This window comes from Actinoallomurus oryzae (genome assembly GCF_039541955.1).
Classification (GTDB): domain Bacteria; phylum Actinomycetota; class Actinomycetes; order Streptosporangiales; family Streptosporangiaceae; genus Actinoallomurus; species Actinoallomurus oryzae.
In genome coordinates this window covers 873441-900357 of record NZ_BAABHF010000019.1, presented here as the reverse complement: position 1 = coordinate 900357, position 26917 = coordinate 873441, and the positions used below count along the sequence as shown (strand labels likewise).

Here is a 26917-nt window from a genome sequence, read left to right as displayed (position 1 = left end):
GCCTACAACACCGATGTCCGTCCTCTCCTCGCGGAGTTGCGTGAGGAGATGGGGCTGGACCCGGACCCGATGGCCGCCTACGCCCGGTCCGGCTACTTCGAAAAGATCCGCGACGCACGCAAAGACGGCCAGGCGGCCGGTTGGGGGGCCTGAGAAGTGGGAATCGTCGACGACCTGCTGAAACGCTGTCACGAGCTGGGGTCCGACCCGCGCAACACCAACTACGCGGGCGGCAACGCCTCCGCCAAGGGCGTCGCCGAAGACCCGGTGACCGGCGGTGACGCCGAGCTGATGTGGGTGAAGGGCTCCGGCGGTGACCTCGGCACCCTCAAGGAGTCCGGCCTGGCCGTGCTGCGGCTGGACCGGCTGCGCGCCCTGGTGAACGTCTACCCGGGGGTCGAGCGCGAGGACGAGATGGTCGCCGCGTTCGACCACTGCGGGTTCGGCAAGGGCGGCGCGGCGCCGTCGATCGACACGGCCATGCACGGCCTGGTCGACGCCCCGCACGTCGACCATCTGCACCCGGACTCGGGCATCGCGATCGCGACCGCCGCCGACGGGAAGGAGCTGACCCGGCGGATCTTCGGCGACCGGGTCGTGTGGGTGCCCTGGCGGCGGCCCGGCTTCCAGCTCGGCCTCGACATCGCGGCGATCAAGAAGGACAACCCGCAGGCCATCGGCTGCGTCCTCGGCGGCCACGGCATCACCGCGTGGGGCGAGACGAGCGAGGAGTGCCAGGCCAACTCCCTGGACATCATCCGGACCGCCGAGGCGTACATCGCCGAGCACGGCCGCACCGACCCGTTCGGCGAGGAGATCCACGCGACGCTGCCGGAGGACGAGCGGCACGAGCGTGCGGCGGCGCTGTTCCCGCTGATCCGGGGCCTGGCCTCGACCGACCGGCCGCAGGTCGGCCACTACACCGACACCCCCGAGGTCCTCGACTTCGTGGCGCGGGCCGAGCACCCCCGCCTGGCCGCACTCGGCACGTCCTGCCCGGACCACTTCCTGCGCACCAAGGTCCGTCCGCTGGTGCTGGACCTGCCGCCGGACGCGCCGCTGGAGCAGGTACGCGACCGGCTGCGTGAGCTCCACGCCGCCTACCGGGAGGACTACCGCGCCTACTACGAGCGGTACGCCACCGAGAACAGCCCGGCGATGCGCGGAGCGGACCCGGCGATCGTGCTCGTGCCCGGCGTCGGCATGTTCAGCTTCGGCAAGGACAAGCAGACCGCGCGGGTGGCGGGGGAGTTCTACGTCAACGCGATCAACGTGATGCGCGGTGCGGAGGCACTGTCCTCCTACGCCCCGATCCCCGAGTCGGAGAAGTTCCGCATCGAGTACTGGGAGCTGGAGGAGGCCAAGCTCCGCCGCATGCCCAAGCCGAAGGCCCTCGCCACCCGGGTGGCGTTCGTGACCGGCGGCGGTTCCGGCATCGGCGCCGCCACCGCGCGCCGTCTGGCCGCCGAGGGCGCCTGCGTGGTCGTCGCCGACCGAGACGCCGCCGCGGCGGAGAAGATCGCGGCCGAACTGGGCGCGTCGGCGCTGCGCGCCACGGACGTGGCGGTCGCGGTGGCGGTGGACGTCACCGACGAGGCCCAGATCGCCGCGGCGCTGCGCGAGGCCGTGCTGGCCTTCGGCGGCGTGGACCTGGTGGTCAACAACGCGGGTCTGTCGCTGTCCAAGCCGCTGCTGGAGACCAGCGTCGCCGACTGGGACCTGCAGCACGACGTCATGGCCCGCGGCTCCTTCCTGGTGTCCCGTGAGGCCGCGCGCGTCATGATCGAGCAGGCCCTGGGCGGCGACATCGTCTACATCGCCTCGAAGAACTCCATCTTCGCCGGGCCGAACAACATCGCCTACAGCGCGGCAAAGGCCGACCAGGCGCACCAGGTGCGGCTGCTGGCCGCCGAGCTCGGCGAGCACGGCATCCGCGTCAACGGCATCAACCCCGACGGCGTGGTCCGCGGCTCGGGCATCTTCGCCGGCGGCTGGGGCGCCAAGCGCGCCGCGGTGTACGGAGTGCCGGAGGAGAAGCTCGGTGAGTTCTACGCCCAACGCACCCTGCTCAAGCGCGAGGTGCTGCCCGAGCACGTCGCGAACGCCGTCTTCGCCCTCACCGGCGGAGACCTGACCCACACCACGGGCCTGCACGTCCCCGTCGACGCCGGGGTGGCGGCCGCCTTCCTCCGCTGACCGCCGCGTGCGGGGCGGCGCGCCGCCCCGCACGCCGTTCCCCCCAATCCCGCCAACGCACCGTCCTCCGCCGACATCGTCAGGCGCCGTACCCGCCCGCGCCTCCGCTCATCGACATCCGGCGCCGTCGCGCGACCGCGCCGCCACGCGCCGCCCGCCGGCCACATCGGGGTTCTTCACATCGACCGCATCCAGAAAGGGAGCCAGGGATGCGACTGGTCTCGAAGCTTCGACCACGCCCCCGGAACGTTCTCGCCTGCCTTGCGTTGGGCGCGACCAGCACGGTCATGGCCGTGTCGCCCGCCGGGGCCGACGGCCGGGTGCCGCCCTCGGCGGACGCCGCGAAGATCCTCGCGGGCCTGCCCTCGCCCGGCTGGCACCGGTACGTCCAGGGCACCTCCCACCAGGAGATCTCTCCGGTGCGGGTCGTCTCCACGACCGGCGACGTGACGAATCCCCGCGGCGTCCTGGGCGCGGGCACGACCACCCTGCGCCGTGAGGCGCCGAAGCCCAAGCCGGCCTGGCCGTCCGGAACCACGGCGACCGCGTCCTCGTACCACGAGCCCAACGGCGGCAACGACGGCACGCCCACCTCGTACGAGCCCGGCCACGCCGTCGACGGCGACACCAAGACGTTCTGGAACGACGCGACGGCGGACACCTATCCGGCCTGGCTGCAGATCACCAGCCCCACCCCCGTCAAGCTGCCGGGCATCACCGTTCTGTCCAACGCCGACGGAGTGCCGATGGACTTCACCGTCGCCACCTGGAACGGCTCGGACTGGGTGACCCAGGCGACGGTCACCGGCAACACCGACGTCCAGCGGGCCGTGACGTTCCCGCAGGAGGTCGAGACCGGCCGGGTACGGATCACGGTCACCAAGGACCAGCCCAGCTCCAAGGGCGACTACACCCGGATCAACGAGGTCTATCCCGGCGTCGTCGCCGACCCGCCGCAGGCGAGTGTCACCCTCGACTTCGGCAAGGTCGTCGTCGGCTACCCGAAGATCGGCTTCGGCGGCGCGTCCGACGACCACCCCGGCGTTCGGCTGGCGTTCTCCGAGACCCGGCAGTACCTCACCGACCGCTCCGACTTCACCCGCTCGGACTTCTCCGGCGGTCCGGGCACCGACCAGTACGCGCCGCCCGGCAAGCCCACCACCTGGACCGACACCAAGGGCTGCCAAAGCGGCACGAAGGTCTGCGCGGACGGACTGCACGGCTTCCGATACCTGAAGATCAGCCTGGACGCCCTGGTGGGCGACGCCCCCGCCGCACAGCCGTACGGCACCGTGAAGATCAAGAATGTCGCGCTGGAGTCGACCGCGCTCGACGGAGGGCCCGGTGCGTACAAGGGCTGGTTCGAGTCGTCGGACCGGAGCCTCAACCAGTACTGGTACAACGCCTCCTACACCAACGAGTTGGTCACCGACACGTTCCGTCCGACCGACGTCGAGCCGCGGAACGCCGACAGCCCGTCCCTGGACGGCAAGCTCGTCCTGCACGACGGCGCCAAGCGCGACCGTGACCCGTACGTCGGCGACGTCGCCGTGTCGGGCCGCACCGACTACCTCACCCACGCGGTGCCGCAGGCCGCCCGCAACGTCCTCGCCGACCTGGCCGACCACCAGCGCGCCGACGGCTGGATCCCGTCGGCGTCCATCAACGGCTACACCCTCCCGCTGTTCGACTATCCGCTGTGGTGGGTGACCTCCAGCTCGGACTACGTGCTCTACACCGGCGACACCGGCTACGCCAGGACGTACTACCCGAACCTCGTCAAGACACTCGACGCCTGGTACCCCTCGGTCACCGACTCCCGCGGCCTGCTCTCCAAGGGCCTGAACGGCACGAGCGGCTACGGCGACTACGCGTTCCTGCCGCGCACCGGCGAGGTCACCTACTACAACGCCCTGTACGTGCAGGCCCTCAAGGACGCCGCCGGCCTGGCGCGAGCCCTCGGCCACGCGGCGGACGCCGACCGCTGGGAGCAGCGAGCGGGGACCGTCGCGAACGCGATCAACACCTACCTTTGGGACGCCCGGACCGGCGCGTACCTGGACTCGGGTACCGGCGCGGTGCGCCACGGACAGGACGGCAACGGCCTGGCGATCCTGGCGGGCGTCGCCTCCTCCGACCGGGCCGCCGCCGCACTGGACCACCTGGCGAAGACCACCGCCCAGCCGTACGGCAACGCCTTCATGGACAACGACACGCTCGTGTCCGACGGGAGCGAGCGGGTCTACGCCTTCACCTCCTACCCCGAGATCCAGGCGCGTTTCCTCACCGGCCAGGCGGACTCCGCCATCGAGGAGATCAAGCGTCTCTACGGCTGGATGACGAACCACGACCCCGGCATCACCGACTGGGAGGGCATCGGCTCGGGCGGCTCCCTGTACGAGGGTGCCTACACCTCCATGGCGCACGGCTGGTCGACCGGCGTCGTGCCCGCGCTCAGCAACGACCTTCTCGGCGCCGCGCCGACCGGACCGGGCTTCGCCACCTGGACGGTACGGCCGCACCCGGGCTCGGTGACCTGGGCCCGGGGGCAGCTGCCCACCCCGCACGGTGCGTTCCGGGTGACCTGGGTGCAGGGCCGTGGAGCCGCCTTCACCCTCAGGGTCGACGCCCCGTCCGGAACCTCCGGCGACGTCGCGGTGCCGACCGGCGGAAAGCGGGTCACCGTCCGCGTCGACGGCAAGGTCGCCTGGGACGGCGACGCCCCGAGTACCCATCAGGCGACCGACGCCGGCGGCTACGTCACCCTGCACGGCGTGGCCGGCGGATCGCACACCGTCCAGGTGATCGCGCGCTGAGCACCCGGATTCACGAGCCGGTGCGCCGCGGCGCATGAGACCGGCGGTGGGTTCGCGGCCCTGGCCGCCGCGGGCCCGCCGCCACCAGACCTAAGGAAAACTCTTCGATGAAGACCCCTTCGTCGCTCGCGGGCGGGTTCAGCCGCCGCGGCTTCCTCCTGACGGCCGGGACCGCGGCGGCGGGTGCCGCGCTGGCCTGGGGCTCACCGCTCGGTGAGACCGACGCCCGCGCCGCGGCCTCCGGGACGGCCGGCCGGTTCGCCCGGCCCGACGTGTCCGTGGCACCGAAGTTCCGCTGGTGGTGGCCTGACGGCAACGTCGACCCGGCGGAGATCCGCCGGGAGGTCGACCAGATCGCCGACGCGGGGTTCGCCGGCGCGGAGATCGCCGCGGTCCATCACAGCATCTCCGACAAATCGGTGCTCGACCCGGCCGGTCACGGCTGGGGCACCCCGGCCTGGGCCGACGCGGTCGAGGCCGCGCTCGACCAGGCGCACAGGCGCGGCGTGACGATCGACCTCACCATCGGCCCGTCCTGGCCCGCCGCCGTACCGACGATCACGCCGGACGACACCGCCGCGGTCAAGGAGCTGGCGTACGGCTCGGTGAGCGTGGCGGCCGGCGCGACTTACACCGGCCCGGTCCCGGCTCCCGTGGTCGCGCCCGCCTCGGCGGTGACCGTACAGCGGCCGATCCTCGTGCAGGCGGTGCGCGTCGAGACGGCCAACTCCACGAGGAAGGAGACCGGGCTGGACCTGTCGTCCGTCCAGGACCTGACCTCGAAGGTCGCCGACGGGCAGCTCTCCTGGACCGCGCCGTCCGACGGCTCCTGGCTGATCATCGGCCACTGGGAGCGGGGGTCGGCCCAGACGCCCGAGTCCGGCCCCCACACCGTCCCGGCGGCCTACGTCGTCGACCACTTCAGCGCGGCCGGAACCCGGGCGGTGACCGACTACTGGGAACGCCACATCCTCACCTCGGACGTGCGCCGGCTGATCGGGAAGGCGGGCGCCACGCTCTTCGAGGACTCGATCGAGATCGAGACCAAGGCGCTGATGTGGACCCCGGACCTGCCCGCCGAGTTCAAGAAGCGCAAGGGCTACTCGGTGCTGCCGTACCTGCCCGCCATCACGCAGAACAAGGGCGACCAGGTCTTCGCCTACGAGGCCGCGACGACCCGGCGGATCCGCTACGACTACTGGGACGTGATCTCCCAGCTCTTCAACGAGAACCACCTCACCGCGCTGCAGAAGTGGGCGCACTCGATCGGCCTGGAGATGCGCTGCCAGCCGTACGGCGCGCAGACCGACGCGATCGCCTCGGCCGCGATCCTCGACGTCCCGGAGGGCGAGTCGATCGGGTTCCACAACCTCGACGACTGGCGGACCCTGGCGGGCGGCCGGGACATGGCCGGCCGGAAGGTCCTGTCCGGCGAGATGGGCGCCTACACGGGCGGCGCGTACAACACGACCTGGAAGAAGTTCCTGCTCACCGCCGGTGGCGCGTACGCGGCCGGGCTGAACCGCAGCGTCATCCACGGCTTCTCCTACGCCACCGCGCCGGGCGTGAAGTGGCCCGGCTATGCCGCCTTCACCCCGTATGGAGGGAACATCGGATACGCAGAGTCGTGGGGGCCGCGCCAGCCCACCTGGCGTCACATCCAGGACATCTCCGGATACCTGAGCCGCCTCCACCAGGTGCTCCAGTCCGGCACGCCGCGCGTCGATGTGGCGATCTTCCGGCAGACCGGCTACTCCAAGACCGGCATCGGCGCGTCCTGGTTCACCGCGAGCGGCATCCCGCTCGGCTGGACCCACCAGTTCATCAGCGCGCCACTGCTCGACCTGCCGAACGCCGAGGTCCGCGGAGGGCGGCTCGCCCCGGACGGCCCGCGGTACAAGGTCGTGTTCGTCGAGGGCGACCACTTCTACAACCTGGACTGCACACTGCAGCTCGGCGTCGCCGAGAAGCTGCTGAAGTTCACCCGGGCCGGGCTGCCGATCGTGCTGCTCGGCGACTGGTCCGCGCCCGTGGTGCCGGGTCTGGGGTCCGACGCCGAGAACGCCCGGCTGCGGTCGGTCGTGGCCGACCTGATCCAGCAGCCGAAGGTCAAGGTCGTCGCCGCCGCGACCGACGTCCCGGCCGCACTCGCCGCCCTCGGCCTGACCCCGGACGTGACCTACGCGCAGAGCTCCACGCTGCTCAACTTCCACCGCCACGACGACGGCGCCGACTACTACTACCTGTGCAACGGCAAGCACGCCGAGACCGTCAAGCCGCCGGTCGCCGCGATCGACCACCTGGTGTCCTTCACGCGGACCCGCGAGAACGCGGTGCCCCACCTCCTCGACCCCTGGACCGGGGACGTGCGGCGGATCGCCCTCTACAGCGAGGACGGCGACAAGGTCACCGTGCGGGTCGCCCTCCAGCCGGGCGAGGTGATGGTCGTCGCGCTGGCGAGCCCCGGCAGCCTCGGCGACGCACCCGGACGGGCGCACGCCACGAGCACCGAGGCCCCCGAGGTGCTGTTCGCCGGCGGCCGGCTCGTGGCCCGCGCGACGGCGGCCGGCACCTACGCGACCACCCTGTCCACCGGCCGCACCGTACGGACGGAGATCCCGGACGTTCCCGCGCCGATCACGCCGGCGAGCTGGCGGCTGGAGGTCGAGGACCTGCGACCCGGCGCGTCCGCGACCGAGACCGAGACCGTCGTCCACCGGCTGACCCTCGACACGCTGCGGCCGTGGCCGGACATCCCCGAACTGGCGGACGTCTCGGGCATCGGCCGCTACACCACGACGGTCGAGCTGCCCCGCACCTGGACCGGTGCGTACGGCGCGTACCTGGAACTCGGCCAGGTCTTCGACACCTGCCGGGTCACGGTCAACGGCCGGCGGCTGCCGGGGGTCGACCAGATCAACCCGGTCGTGGACGTCGGCCCGTACCTGCGGGCCGGGGCCAACACCATCACCGTCGAGGTCGCGACGACCCTGAACAACCGGCTGCGGGTCTCCGACCCGGCCGTGTACGGCGCCGCCTCCCGCCAGGCGTACGGCCTCCTCGGCCCGGTCCGCGTCGTCCCGTACGCCCAGGCCGTTATCGCCTGACGACCGGCCGAGCCGAGAAAGCGCTCGTCGGGCGGTCGCGGGGATCCCCCTCTCCCCGCGACCGGCCGAACCTCTTCCCTTCCTCTCCCAGCCACAGCGAGGTATTTCGCATGAGCCCCTGGAAACGGCGTCACCGTCTTCCGCTCACCGTCGCCGGACTGGCCGCCCTGGTGGCGCCCGCCCTCACCGTCCCGCCGGCGCTCGCCGGAACCCCCGCGAAGGCGAGCGCGGCGCGGCCGTGGGACGCCTACAACCTCTCGCCGAAGACCCGGACCGTACGGCCCGTCGCTGTCTACAACACCAACGGCACCGTGACCGACCCGTCCGCCGTGCTCAAGGGCGGGCGGACCCGGATCAGCGGCAACGGCTCCTACGTCACGCTGGACTTCGGCAAGGACGTCGGGGGACTGGTCTCCCTGCACTTCGCCGCCTCCGACGGCGCGCAGCGGGTCGGCCTGGCGTTCAACGAGTCCTCCGACTACGTGGCGGACGTCGTCTCCGACTCCTCCACCGGCGGGCCGCGCAGCAACGACGGCATCCTGTACGCCGACGTGAACGGCCGGACCACCTACACCACGCCGGCCAAGTACCTGCGCGGTGGTTTCCGCTACCTGACGATCCTCCTGGACTCCGCCGGGAGCGTGGATCTCGACGGCGTTTCGGTGTACTTCACCTCCGCGCCGGCGATGAAGCACCCCGCCGACTACGCCAACTACTTCTACTCCAGCGACTCCCTGCTGAACCGCATCTGGTACGCGGGCGCGTACACGATGCAGCTCAACACCATCGACCCGAAGACCGGCCGCATCTGGGAGGCGCCCGACGCGCTGTGGGACAACACCGGCGACGTCGGCGTGGGGAACACGATCCTCGTCGACGGGGCGAAGCGCGACCGCACCGTCTGGCCGGGCGACCTCGGCATCGAGATCCCCACGGCGTACGCGGCGTTCCACGACACCGTCTCGGCGCGCAACGCGCTCACCACGATCTTCCAGCACCAGAAGGACACCGGGGAGCTGCCGTACTCCGGGCCGATGATGAACAAGTACGGCTCCGACACCTACCACCTGTGGACCCTGTCGGCGAGCTATGACTACTACCGCTACACCGGCGACAGGACGTGGCTGGCGAGCGTGTGGGACGACTACAAGCGCGGCGTCGACTACAGCCTCGCCAAGGTCGACGCGAACGGCCTGCTGTCCATCACCGGCACCGGCGACTCGGTGCGCATCCTCACCAAGGGTGAGAACTTCACCGCCAACGTCCTGCTGTGGCGGGTGCTGACGACCGGGTCGGAGCTGGCCACCGCCGAGGGCGACACGACGCTCGCGGCGTCGTACGCGAGCAAGGCCGCCGCGCTGCGCACCGCCGTCAACGCCACGTTCTGGGACGACAGTGTGGGCGCGTACAAGTACTACCCGGACCAGACGATCCACCCGCTGGACGGCAACTCCCTCGCGGTCTGGTACGGCCTCGCCGACGCGGACCAGGCCCAGCGGATCAGCGCCCAGCTGACCGGCGACTGGAACGACGTCGGCACCACCGCCCCGGAGAACAAGGGGAATCCGGGCGTGTTCTCGGGCTCCATGGAGGTCAACGCGCACTTCGCGGCGGGCGGCCAGGCCGCCGACCAGGCCGGTGTCGACCTGATCCGCCGCGAGTGGGGCTACATGCTGAGCAACCCGCACGGTACGCAGAGCACCTTCTGGGAGGCCTACCGGGCGGGTGAGACCTGCCTGTTCTGCAGCAGGTACACCAGCCTCGCGCACGGCTGGGCGACCGGGCCGACGCCCGCGCTGAGCTTCTACGTGCTCGGCGTCGCCCCCGACACTCCCGGCGGGCGCACGTTCCACTTCGTCCCGCACGTCGCCGACCTGAGCTTCACCCAGGGCCGGGTCACCACGGAGTACGGGCCCGTCGACGCCTCCTGGCGCATCCACAAGGGTGCGTACAGTGCCAAGCTCGCCGCGCCGAAGGGCACGACCGGCCGCGTCGGCGTCCCGACCCTCGGCAAGAGGATCGAGGTCTTCGTCAACGGGCACCTCGCCTGGAACGGCACCAAGGGCACGGCGTACGGCGCGCACGCCGACGGCGACTACGTCTACCTCGAAGGCCTGCACGCCGGTCACTACACGATCAAGACCAAGCCCCTGGGGGCGAAGTGAGCACGCGCTTCTCGCGGCGCGGGTTTCTCGGTGTCGCCGGCGGAGCGGTCGCGGCCGTCGGTCTGGCGTCGCCGGCGGCCCTGGCCGCCGACGGCGGAGCGGCGTCGGCGGCGCCGTCCGTCGCGCCGTTCCCGCTGAGCGGTGTCGCGCTGCTGGCGAGCCGGTTCCACGACAACATGACCCGGACCTGCGCGTACCTGAAGTTCGTCGACGCGGACCGGCTGCTGCACACCTTCCGGCTGAACGTCGGCCTGCCCTCGACGGCCGAGGCGTGCGGCGGCTGGGAGGCCCCGGACGTGCAGCTGCGCGGCCACTCCACCGGGCATCTGCTGTCCGCGCTCGCCCAGGCGCACGCGAACACCGGTGACGACGCGTACGCCGCCAAGGCCCGCTACATCGTCGGCGAGCTGGCCAGGTGCCAGGCGGCGGCACCGGCCGCAGGCTACGGAACCGGGTATCTGTCCGCCTTCGAGGAAAAGGTTTTCGAGCAGCTGGAGGCGGGCGGCAGCCCCTGGGCCCCGTACTACACCCTGCACAAGATCATGGCGGGGCTGCTCGACCAGTACCGGCTGAGCGGCAACGAGCAGGCCCTCGACGTGCTCAAGGCAATGGCGGCCTGGGCCGACGCCCGTACCGCCAAGCTCACCCACGACCAGATGCAGAGCGTGCTGCGCGTGGAGTTCGGCGGCATGAACGAGGTCCTGGCCGATCTCTACCTGCTCACGCGCGACCCGGCGCACCTGCGCGTCGCACGGCGGTTCGACCACGAGGCGGTGTTCGACCCGCTCGCCGCCGGGCAGGACCGGCTGGCCGGCCTGCACGCCAACACCCAGATCCCGAAGATCATCGGCGCGGTGCGCGAGTACGAGGCCACCGGCGAGGCCCGCTACCTCGCCATCGCGCGGTTCTTCTGGAACACGGTCGTCCACCACCACAGCTACGTCATCGGCGGCAACAGCAACGCGGAGCTGTTCTGCCCGCCCGACCAGATCGTCTCCCAGCTCGGCGAGAACACCTGCGAGAACTGCAACAGCTACAACATGCTCAAGCTGACGCGGCTGCTGTTCTTCCACGACCCGCGCCCGGCGTACATGGACTACTACGAGTGGACCCTGTACAACCAGATGCTCGGCGAGCAGGACCCCGACTCCGCGCACGGGTTCTGCACCTACTACACCGGCCTGTGGGCCGGCACGCAGCGGCAGGTGAAGGGCGGGCTCGGCGCCGACCCGGGCAGCTACAGCAGCGACTACACCAACTTCTCGTGCGACCACGGCACGGGCATGGAGACGCACACCAAGTTCGCCGACTCCATCTACTTCCGCACCGGCGACACCCTCTACGTCAACCTGTTCATCCCGTCGGAGCTGACCTGGTCCGAGCGCGGCGTCCGGATCCGGCAGGAGACGGACCACCCGCGCGAGGACAGCACCCGGCTCACCGTCGGCGGCGAGGGGCGGTTCGCCATGAAGATCCGCATCCCCGGCTGGACCCGTCACGCCCGGGTCCGGATCAACGGCCGGGACACCGGCGCGGCCCGGCCCGGCACGTACCACACCATCGAGCGGCGCTGGCGCGACGGCGACACCGTCGAGGTGACCCTGCCCATGGCCCTGACCTGGCGCAAGGCGCCCGACAACCCGCGGGTCCGGGCGGCCACGTACGGCCCGGTGGTCCTCGCGGGCGGGTACGGCACGACGCGGCTCGACACGATCCCGGCCATCGACCCGGACTCGGTGAAGAAGGGCGCCGGCCTGACGTTCACCGCGACGGCGGACGGCGCGGGCGTGACCCTCATCCCGTTCCCGGAGGTCCAGCACCAGCGCTACACCGTGTACTGGGCGGTGCCGCCCGCCTCGCCGCGGCCCCGCCTGATCGCCTCGTACCCCTTCGGAGAGGACGGCGGCACGACGTCCAGGGACGCCACGAGGACCTGGCCGGACGCCACCCTCGCCGGCGACGCGACCTGGACGGGTGACGGCGCGGTCGCCCTCGACGGCCAGAGCGGCCACGTCGTCCTGCCGCCCGGTCTGATCAGCGGCCTGGACGCCCTCACCGTCACCGCCTGGGTGAATCCGGACGAGCTCGCCAACTCCGCCCGCGTCTTCGACCTGGGCTTCCACAAGAACACCTACATGTTCCTCACCGTCCGTACCGGCCTGGGCAAGGCCCGCTTCGCCATGAAGATCGCCGGGATGGACGGCGAGGACTACGTCGACGCCGCCGGCCCGATCCCGGCCGGCACCTGGACCCACGTGGCCGTCACCGTCGCCGGCGGCTCCGCGGTGCTCTACTTCGACGGCGCGGAGACCGGCCGCAACGACGCGCTCGTGATGAGCCCGCTGCTGCTCGGCGCCACCCAGCTGAACTACCTCGGCCGCTCGCAGAACAGCAGTCACCCCTACCTGCACGGCCGGGTCGACGACTTCCGCGTCTACAACCACGCCCTCAGCGCCGCCGACGTCGCGGCGCTGCACGCCGAAGGAAGGACCACGTGACCGGCACACCCCTGCGGCGGTTCGCCGCCGTGACCGCGATCATCGCCGCGGTCGGCGCGGCGACGGCCGTACCCGCCGTCGCCGCCGGCCGCCCCGCCGTCACCGGACTGCGCGCCGACGACCTCACCGAGCCGCTCGGCATCGAGGACACCACCCCGCCGCTGACCTGGCGGCTGGGCGACACCGGCCGGAACGTCACCCAGGCGGCGTACCAGATCCAGGCCGCGACCAGCGCGGACCGGCTCAGGCGTCCCGACCTGTGGGACACCGGGCGCGTGGGCTCCGCCGCCCAGCGCGTCGACTACGCGGGGAAGGCGCTCGGCGGCCGCACCCGCGTCTACTGGCGGGTCCGCGTGTGGAGCACGCACGGCGGTGCGTCGGACTGGAGCGACCCGGCCTGGTTCGAGACCGGCCTGACCTCGGCCAAGGACTGGTCCGGCCAGTGGATCACCCATCCGGACTGGCGGTTCAAGGAGAAGCGGCCCACCCCGATCACGGTGAAGCTGCCCGAGACGACCGCGCGCTACGTACGGCTCGACGTGACCAAGCTGGGCCTCCCGTTGGTGGAGAACCTGCCGGACAAGACCTACCGGTTGCAGCTCGCCGAGCTGGAGGTCCGCGACTCCTCCGGGACGAACCTGGCCGCCAACATGACGGTCACGAGCAACGACACCGGCAACCAGGTCAACCACAAGTACCTGCCGAGGTACCTGACGGACGGCACCGAGACGACCAATCAGGAGCTCGCGGGCTGGTCCAGCTCGGCGTACACCTCCGACGACGCCTCCGCCAAGCCGATCACGCTGACCGTCGATCTGAAGTCGGCCAAGACGTTCGACCAGGTGCTGCTGTTCCCGCGCACCGACGTCCCGGCCGCCGGCGACAAGGTGCCGTACGCGCCGGTCGACTACTCGGTCGCCACGGCCGACGACTCCGCCGGGCCGTTCACGACCCGGCAGACCGTCACCGGCCAGGAGCCGCCGCGGTCGCCGGTCCCGGAGGCCATGCCGATCTTCGCGAAGGACTTCTCGCTGCCCTCCGGCGTCCGCTCCGCCCGCCTGTACGTCGCCGGGGAGGGCGTCTACGAGGCCGGGCTGAACGGCCAGAAGGTCGGCGACGCCGTGCTCGAACCGGGCAACACCGACGTGGCCGACCAGGTGCCGTACGCGACGTACGACGTCACGAAGCTGCTGCGCCGGGGCGGCAACGCCATCAGCGTCCGGCTCGGCAACGGCACCGCGAACGTGATCTCCACCGCCGACCGGTACCGCAAGTTCAGCGGCACGCAGAGCGACCCCGAGCTGATCGCCCAGCTCGAGGTCACGCTCGCCGACGGCAGCGTGCGGCGCGTCGTCAGCGGCACCGACTGGCAGACCACGCTCGGCGGCACCACCTTCTCCAACTGGTACGGCGGCGAGGACTTCGACGCTCGCCGCGAACCGCCCGGCTGGGACCGCGCCGGCGCGAAGCGCCAGGGCTGGCAGCAGCCCATCGCCGTGCCGGGCCCCGGCGGGGGGTTGACCGGGCGCCTCCAGGAGCCCGTCCGCGTCCAGGACACCCTCCAGGGCACCAAGGTCGGGTCCGGCGACGGCTACCAGGTCTTCGACCTCGGCCGGAACATCGCCGGCTGGCCCGAGCTGACCATCAAGGCGCCCGCCGGGACGACCGTGCGGATGTACCCGTCCGAGAGCCTCAGCAACGGCCGCGCGAACCAGTCGACCAGCAACGTCGGCGCCCCGATCTGGGACGAGTACACGACCCGGACCGGCGGCACGGAGACCTGGCACCCGCACTTCTCCTACCACGCGCTCCGCTACGTCGAACTGCGCGGCGTGCCCGACGGTGCGACCGTCTCCGTCCGCGGCCTCGCGCTGCACGCCGACAACGCCTCGGCCGGGTCGTTCTCCTCGTCCAACGACCTGATCGACGGGATCCACACGATCATCCGCCGGGCGATCGAGAACAACATGCAGAGCATCCTCACCGACTGCCCGAGCCGGGAGAAGCTCGGCTGGCTGGAGCAGGACCAGCTCGTCTTCGGGGGCCTGGCCGCCAACTACGACATGGCGGCCCAGCTCCGCAAGGTCGTACGGGACATGGCCGAGGCCCAGACCGACACCGGCCTGATCCCGTCCACGGTGCCGGACTACACGGTGCTGGCCGGGGCGTACCGCGACGACCCGAACTGGGGCGGCGCGTTCGTCGTCGTGCCGTGGGACCTGTACCTGACCTACGGCGACACCGACACGATGCGCGCCTACTACCCGGCGATGAAGAAGTACGCCGCCTACCTGGAGGCCCGTGCGGTGGACGGGCTGACCGACTACAGCCTCGGCGACTGGTACACCCCGGACAGGACGTTCCCCAAGTTCGTCTCCGGGACGTACGGCTACTGGCGGGTCCTGGACACCATGTCCAAGATCGCCGGCACGCTCGGGATGACGGACGACGCGGCGGCGTACCGGGCGAAGGCGGACGCCAGCGCGAAGGCGCTGGCCGGCAAGTACTACGACGCGGACACCGGCACGTTCGCGGGCGGCGGCCAGGGCGCCGAGGCGATCGCCCTCGACATGGGCGCCGTCCCGGCCGGCCAGCGGGAGCGGCTGCAGGCCCACCTGGTCTCCAGCATCGAGTCGGCCGGGTGGCATCTGCAACTCGGTGAGATCTCGCTGCCCAGCGCGTTCCGCGTGCTGCCCGACGACGTGATCTACAAGATCGCGACGCAGACGGACAGCCCCAGCTACGGCTACCAGGTCGTGCACGGCAACACCACGCTCGGTGAGAGCTGGGACGGCGGCTCCGGCCAGTCGCAGGACCACTTCATGCTCGGCGCGATCGACTCCTGGTTCACCGGGCGGCTCGCCGGCATCCAGCAGGCCCCGGGCTCGACCGGCTACCGCAAGCTGCTCATCGCCCCGGCCGTGGTCGGCGACCTGACCCACGCCGAGGGCCGCTACCGGACGCCGTACGGCGAGGCCCGCTCGGAGTGGACCAAGACCGGCGGCGACATCCGGCTGACCGTCACGGTGCCGCCGGGCAGCACCGCCGAGGTCCACGTCCCCGGCTCCGGCCAGGTGCACAACGTCGGGTCCGGCGTCTGGGTCTTCCGCTCCTCCAAGTGATCCGAACGGGACCCCGCTCGTACGGGCGGGGTCCCCGTCCCTCCCATCGGAGAAAAGTCGTGATGAGACGTATCAGCCGTGGCGCCCCGGCGCTCGCGGTCCTCCTCGCCCTCGGCGCGGTGGCCGCGCGTCCTGCCACCGCGAGCGAGTCGGTCGGGGTGACCGGCCTGCGCGCCGCCGACCTCACCGACCCGCTCGGCATCGATGACACCACCCCGCCGCTGAGCTGGCGCATCACCGCCACCGGCACCGACGTGACGCAGTCCGCGTACGAGATCCAGGCCGCGACCAGCGCGGACGGGCTCAGGCATCCCGACCTGTGGGACACCGGCCGCGTCGCCTCCGCCGACCAGCGCGTCGACTACGAGGGGCGCCGCGTCGGCAGCCGTACGCAGGTGTACTGGCGCGTCCGCGTCTGGACGCACGGCGGGGCCTCCGCGTGGAGCGCGCCCGCCACCTGGTCCACCGGGCTCCTGTCGGCCGGCGACTGGTCGGCCAAGTGGGTCGGCAACCCCGACTGGGAGACCTCCCAGAACACCCCGCACCCCATGACGGTCAAGCTGAGCAAGGCGCAGGACGCCCGCTACGTGCGGCTCGACGTCACCCATCTCGAAGGGCCCACGGTCGACCCCTCCTCGGCCGACCTCGAACTGCGCCTCGAACTCGCCGAGCTGGCCGTCGTCGACGGCAGCGCGCCCGGCACGGACCTCGCCCGCGGCGCGGCCGTCACCGCCTCGGAGTCCGACGACGCGGCGGGGGAGTGGAAGCCGGAGTACCTGACCGACGGGTCGGCCTCCTCACGCCGCGCCCCGTACGGCTACCGCAGCGCCGAGCACCCCACCCGGGACGTGTCGGCCCATCCGATCACGCTGACGCTCGACCTCGGGCAGGTCCGGCACTTCGACCAGATCCTGCTCTACCCCCGCGACGACACCACGACGCAGTTCGCCTCGACCGTGAACTGGCCGCGCGACCTCGCCGTCGACACCGGCACCAGCGCGGACGCGCTGACGCAGGTCACGAAGCTGACCTACCAGAACCCGCCGACCGCCCTGCACGACCAGCCGGCCGCGCTCCCGATCTTCGCCCGCGACTTCACGGTGAACCGCCGGGTCAGCGCCGCCCGGCTCTACATCACCGGCGCCGGCGTGTACGACGCCACGCTGAACGGCAAGCCGGTGAGCGACGCCGTCCTCGAACCGCCGAACACCGACGTCCGCCACCGGCTCGTCGCCTCCACCTACGACGTGACGAGCCTGCTGCGCCAGGGCGGCAACCGGATCGGCGCCGCCCTCGGCACCGGCACCTTCGACGTCAACAAGACCCCGGACGACACGAAGCGCTACCAGAAGTTCGACGCCCAGAACGGCGCGCCGCGCCTCATGGCCCAGCTGGAGATCCGGTACGCGGACGGGAGCCGCCAGACCGTCGCCACCGACGGGTCCTGGCGCACCACGCTCGGCCCCACCACCTTCAGCAACTGGTACGGCGGCGAGGACTACGACGCCCGCCGCGCCCAGGCCGGCTGGGACACCCCCGGAACCGCCCTCACCGGCTGGAACGCCGTGCGGGTGACCGGTTCGCCCGTGCCGGGCGCCCGGATCGAGGGCCGCACCGCGCCGCCGATCGAGCCGGTCCAGACGCTCGAACCCGTCGCGATCACCGAACCGCAGTCCGGCACGTACGTCTTCGACTTCGGCGTCAACGCCGCCGGCTGGCCGCAGCTGCGCGCCGACGGCCCGGCCGGGACCAAGGTCCAGATGTGGCCGGCCGAGAAGCTCAAGTCCGACGGCACCATCACGCAGTCGACGTTCATCGGCCCGGTCCACGACACCCTCACCCTCGACGGGAAGGGCCCGCAGGTCTGGCACCCGCGGTTCATGTACCACGGGTTCCGCTACCTGCAGGTCACCGGCCTGACCTCGAAGCCGGCCACGGACGACGCCCGCTCGATCGTGCTGCGCACCGTCAACGACGCGGTCGGCTCGTTCTCCTCCTCCAACGACCTGATCAACAAGATCCACGGCATCATCGACCGGGCGATCCAGAGCAACATGTACTCGGTCCTCACCGACTGCCCGCACCGCGAGAAGCTCGGCTGGCTCGAACAGGACAACCTCGTGTTCGGCTCCGTCGCGGCCGGCTACGACGTCGAGGCCTACTACCGGAAGATCCTCCAGGACGTCGCCGACGCGCAGCTGCCGGACGGCATGGTGCCCGACGTCGCCCCCGAGTACGCCGAGTACTCCGAATGGGACACCGGCTACCGCGACGACGCCAACTGGGGCGGCACGCTCATCCGCGCGCCCTGGCTGATGTACCGCGCCTACGGCGACACCCAGACGATGCGCACGTACTACCCGAACATGCGCCGCTACCTGGACTACCTCACCTCCAAGGCCGACGGCGGGCTGCTGCCCACCGGCCTCGGCGACTGGATCGCCCTCGACACCACCACCCCGCGCGAGTACGTCGGCTCCGTCGCCTACGCGCAGCTCGCCGGCAACCTCGCCGACATCGCCACCGCGCTCGGGGAGAGGTCCGACGCCCGGCGCTACCGCGCCCTCGCCGGGAAGATCGGCGCGGCGATCAACGCCAAGTATCTGGACGCCGCGGCCCACACCTACGCCACCGGCAGCCAGGCGGCCGACGCGCTCGCCCTGCAGATCGGCATCGTCCCGCAGGACCAGCGCGCCGCGGTGCTCGCCCACCTCATCGCGAGCATCCGCGCCAAGGACAACCACCTCACCGTCGGTGAGATCGGCCTGCCCGCCGTCATCGACGTGCTGTCCGCCGCCGGCCGCGACGACGTCGTCTACGACCTCGCCTCCCAGACGACCGCGCCGAGCTACGGCGCCCAGGTCCTCAGCGGCTCCACCTCGCTCGGCGAGGCGTGGGACGGCATGGCCGGCAACTCCTCGCAGAACCACTTCATGCTCGGCGCGATCGACGCCTGGTTCACCGGACACCTCGCCGGCATCCAGCAGACCGCCGGTTCCGTCGGCTACCGCCACCTCCGGATCGCCCCGGCCGCCGTCGGCGACCTCACCCACGCGGCGGGCGCCTACCGCACCCCGTACGGCGAGGTCCGTACGGACTGGACCAAGAAGGGAGACCACGTCGACCTGACCGTCACCGTGCCGCCGGGCAGCACCGCCGAGGTGCACGTCCCCGGTACCGATCAGGTGCACAACGTCGGATCCGGCACCTGGACCTTCCACTCCTGAGGAGAACACGATGAGGAATCGCTTCCTCGCGGCCCTGACGGCCGCCGGCGCCGTGACCACCGCGGTGGCCGCGCTGATGCCCGCACCCGCGTTGGCCGGAACGGACCACGCCCCGCTGGCGCCCACCGGCCTGACCGTCGGCGACCAGGCCCGGCCCCTCGACGTCGAGGGCAGCCCGGCCTTCGGCTGGCTGCCCCGCGACGTCGACCCCGGCGAGGTCCAGACCGCATACGAGATCAAGGTCTCCGACGGGCACAGGACCGTCTGGGACAGCGGCAAGGTCGCCTCCTCCCAGGAGTCGTACGTCGCCGGGCCGAACGACCTGGCCCACGGGAGCGGCTTCACCTGGACCGTCCGCACCTGGGACCGCGCCGGCAAGGCGTCGCCCTGGGCGCGGTCCGCCGCGTTCGACACGGGCATCGCGGACGCCGACTGGCAGGCGAGCTGGATCCGCCGCACGACGGGGGAGAAGGACGACTACACCTACGCCCGCAAGGAGTTCACGGTCGGGTCCAGCGCGGTCACCCGCGCCCGCGTCTACGTCGCCGCGAGCCAGCAGTACGACCTGCACGTCAACGGCCGGCTGGTCGACCGCGGCGCGGCGTACTCCTACCCCGGCGAGGGCTACTACAAGGCCGTCGACGTCACCGGGCTGCTGAAGGCCGGCCGGCCCGCGGCCGTCGGCGCCCTCTACCACTGGTACGGCCCCGGCCAGGGACGCCCGTCCGGCGAACCCGGCCTGCTCATGCGGATCGTCGTCGACCACGCGGACGGCACCCGCCAGGTCGTCGTCACCGACGGCTCCTGGAAGGTCACCCGCGCCAACTGGAAGACCACGTCCTACCGCAACGGCGACGGCCGCGACTACATCGAGGACATCGACGGCACCGCCGAGCCGATCGGCTGGGACCGGCCCGGCTTCGACGACTCCTCCTGGGCCGCGCCGCAGGTCGTCGGCGCGCACCCGGCGGGCGTCTTCACCCACCTGCAGGGTCAGGAGTCCGCCCTCGCCCACGAGACCGCGCGGCCGGTCAAGGTCACGAAGTTGTCGTCCGGCGCGGTCGTCGCCGACTTCGGCAAGATCATCCCGGCCGTGCCGGTCGTCCGCTTCCGCGACGGCGCCAAGGGCACGGCCGTCACGATGACCGCCGGCTACCTGCTGAACGGCGACGGCACGGTGTCCAACTCCAAGAAGGACAACCAGAGCACCGACCTGACGTACCGCTACACCGAGCGGGACGGCGACCAGACGGTGCGGTACTACACCTACGAGGGCTTCCGCTACCTGCAGATCGACGCGGACGTGCCCGCCCAGGACATCAGCGCGATCGTCCAGCACACCGACGTCCCGTCCCAGACCCGGCTGCACACCTCGAACAGCGGAGTGGACGCGGCGTACGACCTGATGCGGCGGTCGGCGCTGTACGACTCGCAGGAGCAGTTCCTCGACACCCCGACCCGGGAGAAGGGGCAGTTCCTCGGCGATTCGGTCGACGTCTCCCTCGCCACCATGTCCGGCTGGGGCGAACGCCGCCTGACCCGCAAGGCGATCCGCGAGTTCATCGCCTCGCAGGCGCGCTACTGGCCGGACGGGCGGCTGAACGCCGTCTACCCGAACGGCGACGGCAAGCGCGACATCCCGGACTACACCGAGATGTTCCCGAGCTGGGTGTGGGAGTACTACCTGCAGTCCGGTGACACGGCCACGCTCGGCGCCGCCTATCCGGTCATGAGCGCCGTCGCCGACTACGTCCGCCGCTACATCGACCCGTCCACCGGCCTCGTCACCAAGCTGGCCGGCGGCTCCGGCTCGTACCTGAACGGCATCATCGACTGGCCGAACCGCTACGGCTACGACACGGACGCCACCGCACGTACGACCGTCAACGAACTCGCGGTCGACCTGCTGAACTCCACCGCCAAGGCGGCTCAGGCGCTCGGCAAGGACGCCGCGGCGTACCAGCGCGACGCCGCGACCCTCACCACCGCGATCAACGGCAAGTTGCGTCGCTCGGACGGCATCTACATCGACGGCCTGGAGGCGGACGGCTCGCAGAGCACGCACGCCTCCCAGATCGCCAACGCCTACGCGGTCGCGTTCGGCCTCACCTCCGACGCCAAGGTGACCGACTACGTGGCCGGCCTCGGCCTGCAGATGTCCCCGATGACCGTCCACTGGCTGATGGCCGCCCTGGCCGGTCGCCCGGACGCGTTCGTCACCCGCCTCACCGACCCGAACGGCATCGGCTACGCCAAGATCCTGGCCTCCGGCGGGACCTTCACGTGGGAGTCGTGGGAGGCGGACCAGACCGGCGACAGCCTCTCGCACGGCTGGGGCGCGTCCCCGGTGATCGACGTGCAGCAGACCCTGCTCGGCGTCGCCGTCACCGCGCCCGGTGCCGCGCAGGTCCGCATCCGCCCGCCGGCGTCCGGCCTGACCTCGGCCTCGGGCACCGTCCCGACCCAGCGCGGCGACGTCAGGGTCTCCTGGCAGAACAAGAATGGCCACCTCACCCTGACCGCCGACGTCCCGGTCAACGTCAACGCCGAGATCGACCTGCCCACCACCGGCAAGGTGAAGGTCTCCGGTGACGCACGGTACGCCGGCCAGAAGGACGGCCACACGGTGTACGAGACCGGCTCCGGCCACGTGGAGTTCAACGCGGCCGGCTGAGCCCTGGATGAGCGGTGCGGCGCGTCCCACGGGGGCGCGCCGCACACGCGCCTGGTACGGCCGGCGATCTTCCTTGGCCGGCCGAGAACGATGTACACCTAAAGGGCGTCCACGTCGTCGTGTTATTAACGGCCATCTCCGGCCGAAGTACGCACCACGAAGGGGGTCCCATGGCCTTTCAGGACACCGGAACCGGCACGGACCGTTTTGCTCGCGAGTGGCGCGACTGGCACCGCGGGCACGAGTCGGCTCTGGCCCATCGCCACGGGTTCCTCGCGATCACCGGCGTGCACTGGCTGACCGGGGAGCCGGAGCGCTTCGACGACGCGCCGGGCGCCTGGTCGACCGGGCCCGACGGGGTGGTCGTGTCTCTGGACGACGGGGAAGAGATCGTCGTGGACGGCTCGCCGGTGCGCGGCGAGCACCGCTTCGGCATGCTGGACGAGCGCGACGGCGCCACCGCGACGTGGGGCGACGCGGTGATCGAGGTGGCCAGGCGCGGCGGGCACGACCTCCTACGGCCGCACCACCCGGACCACCCGCTCCGCACCGGCTTTCACGGCGTCCCGGCCTACGAACCCGACCCGCGCTGGGTCGTGGCGGGCCGCTACGCCGCGTTCGACGAACCGCGTTCGACCACGGTCGGCTCCGTGGTCGAGGGACTGCGGCACGTCTACGAGGCGCCGGGCCGGATCGACTTCGAGCTGGAGGGCCGCGAGCTGAGCCTCACCGCGTTCCCCGGCAGCCCGCCCGGCGGCCTGCTCGTCCTGTTCACCGACGCGACGTCCGGCGTCACCACGTACGCCGCGTGCCGGGAACTCAACGTCGCGGCCCCCGGCGCCGACGGCGCGGTGACCCTCGACTTCAACCGCGCGGTCAACCTGCCCTGCGCCTACACCGACTTCGCCACCTGCCCGCTGCCGCCGTCGGAGAACCGCTTGCCGATCGCGATCACGGCCGGCGAGAAGATCCCGTACGAACGCGCCCGTACGCCCCACGCGGACCACGCACACTGACCTGCGGAACATCGTCGGTGGGTCGGAGCGGCGCGGACGACGACGGGCCGGTGGCACCAGGGACCCGCGGTTACCGGACCCCCTTATGCGCCGGTCAGGTCGGCCTGGCCGGCGAACATCGCCGCGGCCCGGCGGCCCGCGTCCTGGTTCCGGGTGACGTAGGGCCGTAGCTCTTCCTCGTAGGCGGTGAAGGCGCTCGTGTGGTCTCCGGCCGCCGAGGCCAGGTTCCGGGCGAGTGCTCGGGCGCCGACCAGGGCTTGTGAGGTGCCCATGCCGCTGGTCGGGACGGCGCAGTAGAACTCGACCGCGACGCCCGACTCGTGCTGGGTGAGCGCGCTGATCGAATCGTCGAACACGTAGGTCACGTCGTCGGCGGTGATGCGGTGAAGGATCCGGGTCAGCTCCTGCTTCGGCATTTCCAATTCGCCGGCGAACGCCTCGGCGGGCAGCCGTCCGGTCTCCACGCCCTTGTCGTCCAGCAAGGTGGTGCCGCGCATCTTCGTGTCGTGCCCGCGCATCTCGGCGAGGACGCCCAGCTCGTCCAGCACGTCGAACGCCTCGCCGCGGAAGTCCACCGCGTAGCCAGCTACACAGAGGATCTGCCGGCCGGGGCCAAGCGGTGCCTGGTCGAACGCGGCTGGGCGCGCACGATCGTCCGGGACATCGCCTCGGCCGCCGGGGGAGCCATGCCGCCATCGGCTACCACTTCGGATCCAAGGACGCCCTGCTGACGGCCTGATGATGCAGTGGCTGCTCGACCCGGAACACGCCCCGGCCGGCGCGGACGCGGTCGCGGAACTCCGATCACTCGCCGCCGGCCGCTGACGGGACCGGTCTCGATCTGAACCCGGCGTTATAAAGAGGTAGAACGTTCGGTCTTGACGCCTTGGGGGAGCCATGTCAGTGTTGAGAACGATAGAACGTTCGGTCTCTTAGGTCGCGCTCCCGCGGTTCGCGCACCTGATCGAGGAGGCCGGCCGCAGCGTCCGCTGATTGGTCGAAAGGACCGCCGTGACCACCGTTGCCTCATCCATCGTCCCCAGAATCGCGCCGGCTCTGCGCCGGTTGTACTTCGTCCGGTTCGGGTTCGCCATCGTCTGGGCCCTCCTGCTGTTCGCCACCAGGTCGGCCCTCGGCCCGGTCAGTATCACCCTGCTCGTGCTGTATCCGCTGTTCGACGCCACCGCGGCGATCGTGGACACGCGTTCCTCCGGCGCCACGGGGCCGGCGCGCGGTCTGCAGGTGAACATCGCGATCAGCCTGCTCGCCGCCATCGGCATGGCCGTCGCCTGCGGGTCCGGTGTGCCGGACGTCCTGCGCGTGTGGGGCCTGTGGGCGATCGTCTCCGGGCTCGTGCAACTGGTCGTGGGCGCCGTGCGCCGCGGGATGGGCGGACAGTGGCCGATGATCCTCAGCGGCGGCATCTCCGTGCTCGCCGGCGCTTCGTTCGTCACGTCGGCCTCCGCGGCGAACCCCTCGCTGGCCAACATCGCCGGCTACGCGGTGCTGGGTGGCATCTTCTTCCTCGTCTCGGCGCTGCGCCTCGGCCGCGCCGCCAAGGAGCGCTGACATGGACACCGCGACGTACGACGTCGTCGTCATCGGTGCGGGTCCGGTCGGGGAGAACATCGCCGACCGGGTGGCGCAGGGCGGTCTGAGCGCCGCGATCGTCGAGCGGGAACTGGTCGGCGGTGAATGCTCCTACTGGGCCTGCATGCCGACCAAGGCGCTGCTGCGGAGCGCGACCGCGCTCCGGGCGGCCCGGCGGGTGCCCGGCGCCCGTGAGGCGGTGACGGGCGAGCTGGACGCGGAGGCCGTGCTCCGTCGCCGCGACTCCTTCGCCTCGAACTGGAAAGACGACGGGCAGGTGGCCTGGCTCGGCCAGGCGCGGATCTCGCTGTACCGCGGACAGGGCAGGATCGGCTCCGCCCGGGTCGTCGAGGTGACCGGCGAGGACGGCGCGACCACCGCGCTGACCGCACGGCACGCGGTCGTGATCGCGACGGGAAGCGGCGCGCTGGTCCCGGGCATCGCCGGTCTGCGCGAGGCGGCACCGTGGACCAGCCGGGAGGCGGCGGCCGCGAGCGCGGTCCCCGGGCGGCTCGCCATCATCGGCGGTGGCGTGGTCGCGTCGGAGATGGCGACCGCGTTCGCCGGTCTCGGGTCTTCGGTGACGATGCTGGCCCGCGACGGTGTGCTGCCGCACGCGGAGCCGTTCGCCGGCGAGCGGGTCGTCGAGTCGTTGCGGGACGCCGGTGTGTCGGTGCGCCTCGGCGCCGAGGCCGGATCCGTCAAGCGCGACGACGGCGGAACCGTGTCCGTCACTCTCACCGACGGTGAGCAGGTCGAAGCCGACGAACTCCTCGTCGCGATCGGCCGTACGCCGAACACCGGGGACATCGGCCTGGACCGTGTCGGCCTGACGCCGGGCGCCTGGCTCACGGTCGACGACACGATGCGCGTCCTCGGGGACGACGGGACGCCGATCGGTGACGGATGGCTGTACGCCGCCGGTGACGTCAACCGGCGCGTGCTGCTGACGCACCAGGGCAAGTACCAGGCCCGGGCCGCGGGCGACGTCATCGTGGCGCGCGCTAAGGGCGAAGCGGTCGAGGACGGCCGATGGGGCCGGCACGCGGCGACGGCCGACGAACGTGCGGTGCCACAGGTGGTCTTCACCGAACCGGAGATCGCCTCGGTGGGGCTGACCGCGGCCGCCGCCGCGGCCGCCGGACTGCGGATCCGGGTCGTCGACCACGACCTGGGCGCCGTCGCCGGATCCGCCCTGCACGCCGACGGGTACCGGGGGCACGCGCGCATGGTCGTCGACGAGGACCGGAAGGTGATCGTCGGTTTCACGCTCGCGGGTCCCGACGTCGCGGAACTGCTGCACGCGGCGACGATCGCGGTCGTCGGGGAGGTTCCGCTGGACCGGCTCTGGCACGCGGTTCCGGCCTTCCCCACCGTCAGCGAAGTGTGGCTCCGGCTGCTCGAAGCCTACGGCCGCTGAGGTCATGATGATCCCCGGCGAAACGATCGCGGACCTCGAACGCGAGGTCGCCGTTTTCGTGCGCCATGAGCACGCCGCGTCAGGACGGCTCGGCCGTGAGACGTATCCGGATCTCACGGCCGCCGCCTACGGCCTGCTGGCCCACCTGGCCGACCGCGGCCGACACCGGCCCACCGAGATCGCCGAGCACATGGGCATAGCGTCTCCCGTTGTCTCGCGACGGCTCCAGCTGCTGGAAACGCTCGGTCTCATAGAACGGTTTCCCGTGCCGAACGACGCCCGGGCGTATCTGGTGGGCCTCACCGATGAGGGCCGCCGCCGCGTCGCCGAGGTCCAAGACGTCCGCGGCAGGCGGCTGGAGGCGCTTCTCGCGTCGTGGCCGGAACACGACGTCCGCACCTTCGCCGAGCTCCTCGCGAAGTTCAACGGCAGTGCCGCCGGGCCGGCACGGCACTGTGGCGCGACCGGCGGCGACGGCCGTGGGTGACCGGCCCCCGGCGCGATCGCGGCTGCTCGGCACGGCGACCCGGCTGTTCTACGCCGAGGGGCTTCACTCCGTCGGCATCGACCGCATCGTGGCCGAGGCGCAGGTGACGCGCGCGACTCTCTACCGGCACTTCCCGGGCAAGGACCAGCTTGTCGTCGCGTATCTGAGCGAGGTGGACAAGGCCGTTCGCGCCCAGGTGGCCGAGGCCGCCGCCCGGGGAGAGTCCCCGGCCGGCGTCGTACGAGCCGTCGGTGAGTCGATCGCCGCCGATATCCGGGGCCCCGGGTTCCGCGGATGCGCCTTTCTCAACGCCGCGGCCGAGTACCCCGATCCCACGCACCCCGTGCACCGTGCCGTACTCGGCCACCGCGAGTGGTTCCTGCGCACCATCACCGACCTGCTGACACACGCCGGGGCCACGGCCCCCGATCCGGCCGCGAGGCACTTCGTCATGTTGCGGGACGGTGCGATGGTGGCCGGCTGCCTCGCCGACCCGGAGCCGATCTGCCGCACGTTCCTCCGCGGGGTCGAAGGCCTGCTGACGCACCTGGGCATGTCTGAGGCCGCGAGTTCGGACAGGAGGCCCTGACCGAGGAGGG

The 26917-nt window shown here is 71.6% G+C and carries 14 protein-coding genes and 1 pseudogene; 14 read left to right on the top strand and 1 reads right to left on the bottom strand.

Features of this window, described 5'->3' with window-relative positions:
• The 10 genes and pseudogenes from ABEA10_RS18305 to ABEA10_RS18260 all read left to right on the top strand — a co-directional run.
• Positions 1-153, top strand: a pseudogene (locus ABEA10_RS18305) (L-rhamnose isomerase); the annotation flags it as partial.
• Between the two features lie 3 nt (positions 154-156).
• Positions 157-2196 (top strand): bifunctional aldolase/short-chain dehydrogenase, encoded by a 2040-nt coding sequence (locus ABEA10_RS18300; protein WP_345465143.1) that lies wholly within the window; start codon positions 157-159, stop codon positions 2194-2196.
• Between the two features lie 209 nt (positions 2197-2405).
• Positions 2406-5012 carry an alpha-L-rhamnosidase-related protein gene (locus ABEA10_RS18295; protein ID WP_345465141.1) on the top strand — a complete coding sequence of 869 codons (2607 nt, stop codon included), beginning with the start codon at positions 2406-2408 and terminating at the stop codon, positions 5010-5012.
• 107 nt (positions 5013-5119) lie between these two features.
• Positions 5120-8119 (top strand): glycosyl hydrolase, encoded by a 3000-nt coding sequence (locus ABEA10_RS18290; protein WP_345465139.1) that lies wholly within the window; start codon positions 5120-5122, stop codon positions 8117-8119.
• Between the two features lie 110 nt (positions 8120-8229).
• Positions 8230-10284, top strand: a complete 2055-nt coding sequence (locus tag ABEA10_RS18285; protein WP_345465137.1) for an alpha-L-rhamnosidase-related protein — start codon at positions 8230-8232, stop codon at positions 10282-10284.
• Complete coding sequence (locus tag ABEA10_RS18280; protein ID WP_345465135.1) at positions 10281-12782, top strand: glycoside hydrolase family 127 protein; 2502 nt, start codon at positions 10281-10283, stop codon at positions 12780-12782. The genes ABEA10_RS18285 and ABEA10_RS18280 overlap by 4 nt, the downstream gene beginning before the upstream one ends.
• Positions 12779-15904, top strand: a complete 3126-nt coding sequence (locus tag ABEA10_RS18275) for a family 78 glycoside hydrolase catalytic domain (protein WP_345465132.1) — start codon at positions 12779-12781, stop codon at positions 15902-15904. Before ABEA10_RS18280 ends, ABEA10_RS18275 begins: the two co-directional genes overlap by 4 nt.
• A 62-nt stretch (positions 15905-15966) precedes the next feature.
• Positions 15967-19131: a family 78 glycoside hydrolase catalytic domain gene (locus tag ABEA10_RS18270; RefSeq protein WP_345465130.1), complete on the top strand. Its 3165-nt coding sequence runs from the start codon at positions 15967-15969 to the stop codon at positions 19129-19131.
• A gap of 10 nt (positions 19132-19141) precedes the next feature.
• Positions 19142-21805, top strand: a complete 2664-nt coding sequence (locus tag ABEA10_RS18265) for a family 78 glycoside hydrolase catalytic domain (RefSeq protein ID WP_345465128.1) — start codon at positions 19142-19144, stop codon at positions 21803-21805.
• Between the two features lie 170 nt (positions 21806-21975).
• The gene (locus ABEA10_RS18260) at positions 21976-22821 is read left to right on the top strand and encodes a DUF1684 domain-containing protein (protein WP_345465126.1); all 846 of its coding nucleotides are present in this window, start codon (positions 21976-21978) and stop codon (positions 22819-22821) included.
• 83 nt (positions 22822-22904) lie between these two features.
• On the opposite strand, the gene ABEA10_RS18255 is transcribed toward ABEA10_RS18260, so the two are convergent.
• Entirely contained in the window at positions 22905-23396 is a 492-nt protein-coding gene (locus ABEA10_RS18255) for a Rossmann-fold NAD(P)-binding domain-containing protein (protein WP_345465172.1), read from the bottom strand.
• Between the two features lie 436 nt (positions 23397-23832).
• Between ABEA10_RS18255 and ABEA10_RS18245 the strand changes: the two genes are divergently transcribed.
• From ABEA10_RS18245 to ABEA10_RS18230, 4 genes are read left to right on the top strand one after another with little or no spacing between them, the layout of a single operon-like run.
• Positions 23833-24390, top strand: coding sequence for a hypothetical protein (locus ABEA10_RS18245; protein WP_345465124.1), 558 nt, complete (start codon positions 23833-23835; stop codon positions 24388-24390).
• Between the two features lies 1 nt (position 24391).
• Positions 24392-25831: a dihydrolipoyl dehydrogenase family protein gene (locus ABEA10_RS18240; protein ID WP_345465122.1), complete on the top strand. Its 1440-nt coding sequence runs from the start codon at positions 24392-24394 to the stop codon at positions 25829-25831.
• A 7-nt stretch (positions 25832-25838) separates the two neighbouring features.
• The gene (locus tag ABEA10_RS18235; RefSeq protein WP_345465120.1) at positions 25839-26318 is read left to right on the top strand and encodes a MarR family winged helix-turn-helix transcriptional regulator; all 480 of its coding nucleotides are present in this window, start codon (positions 25839-25841) and stop codon (positions 26316-26318) included.
• Positions 26311-26907 (top strand): TetR/AcrR family transcriptional regulator, encoded by a 597-nt coding sequence (locus ABEA10_RS18230; RefSeq protein WP_345465118.1) that lies wholly within the window; start codon positions 26311-26313, stop codon positions 26905-26907. The genes ABEA10_RS18235 and ABEA10_RS18230 overlap by 8 nt, the downstream gene beginning before the upstream one ends.
• Positions 26908-26917 lie beyond the last annotated feature (10 nt).

Excerpts from the sequence above, each read along its gene's own strand:
- ABEA10_RS18285 (WP_345465137.1), top strand. The coding sequence starts at position 8,230 with ATGAGCCCCTGGAAACGGCGTCACCGTCTTCCGCTCACCGTCGCCGGA.
- ABEA10_RS18235 (WP_345465120.1), top strand. The coding sequence starts at position 25,839 with ATGATCCCCGGCGAAACGATCGCGGACCTCGAACGCGAGGTCGCCGTT.
- ABEA10_RS18295 (WP_345465141.1), top strand. The coding sequence starts at position 2,406 with ATGCGACTGGTCTCGAAGCTTCGACCACGCCCCCGGAACGTTCTCGCC.
- ABEA10_RS18260 (WP_345465126.1), top strand. The coding sequence starts at position 21,976 with ATGGCCTTTCAGGACACCGGAACCGGCACGGACCGTTTTGCTCGCGAG.
- ABEA10_RS18265 (WP_345465128.1), top strand. The coding sequence starts at position 19,142 with ATGAGGAATCGCTTCCTCGCGGCCCTGACGGCCGCCGGCGCCGTGACC.
- ABEA10_RS18240 (WP_345465122.1), top strand. The coding sequence starts at position 24,392 with ATGGACACCGCGACGTACGACGTCGTCGTCATCGGTGCGGGTCCGGTC.
- ABEA10_RS18270 (WP_345465130.1), top strand. The coding sequence starts at position 15,967 with ATGAGACGTATCAGCCGTGGCGCCCCGGCGCTCGCGGTCCTCCTCGCC.
- ABEA10_RS18290 (WP_345465139.1), top strand. The coding sequence starts at position 5,120 with ATGAAGACCCCTTCGTCGCTCGCGGGCGGGTTCAGCCGCCGCGGCTTC.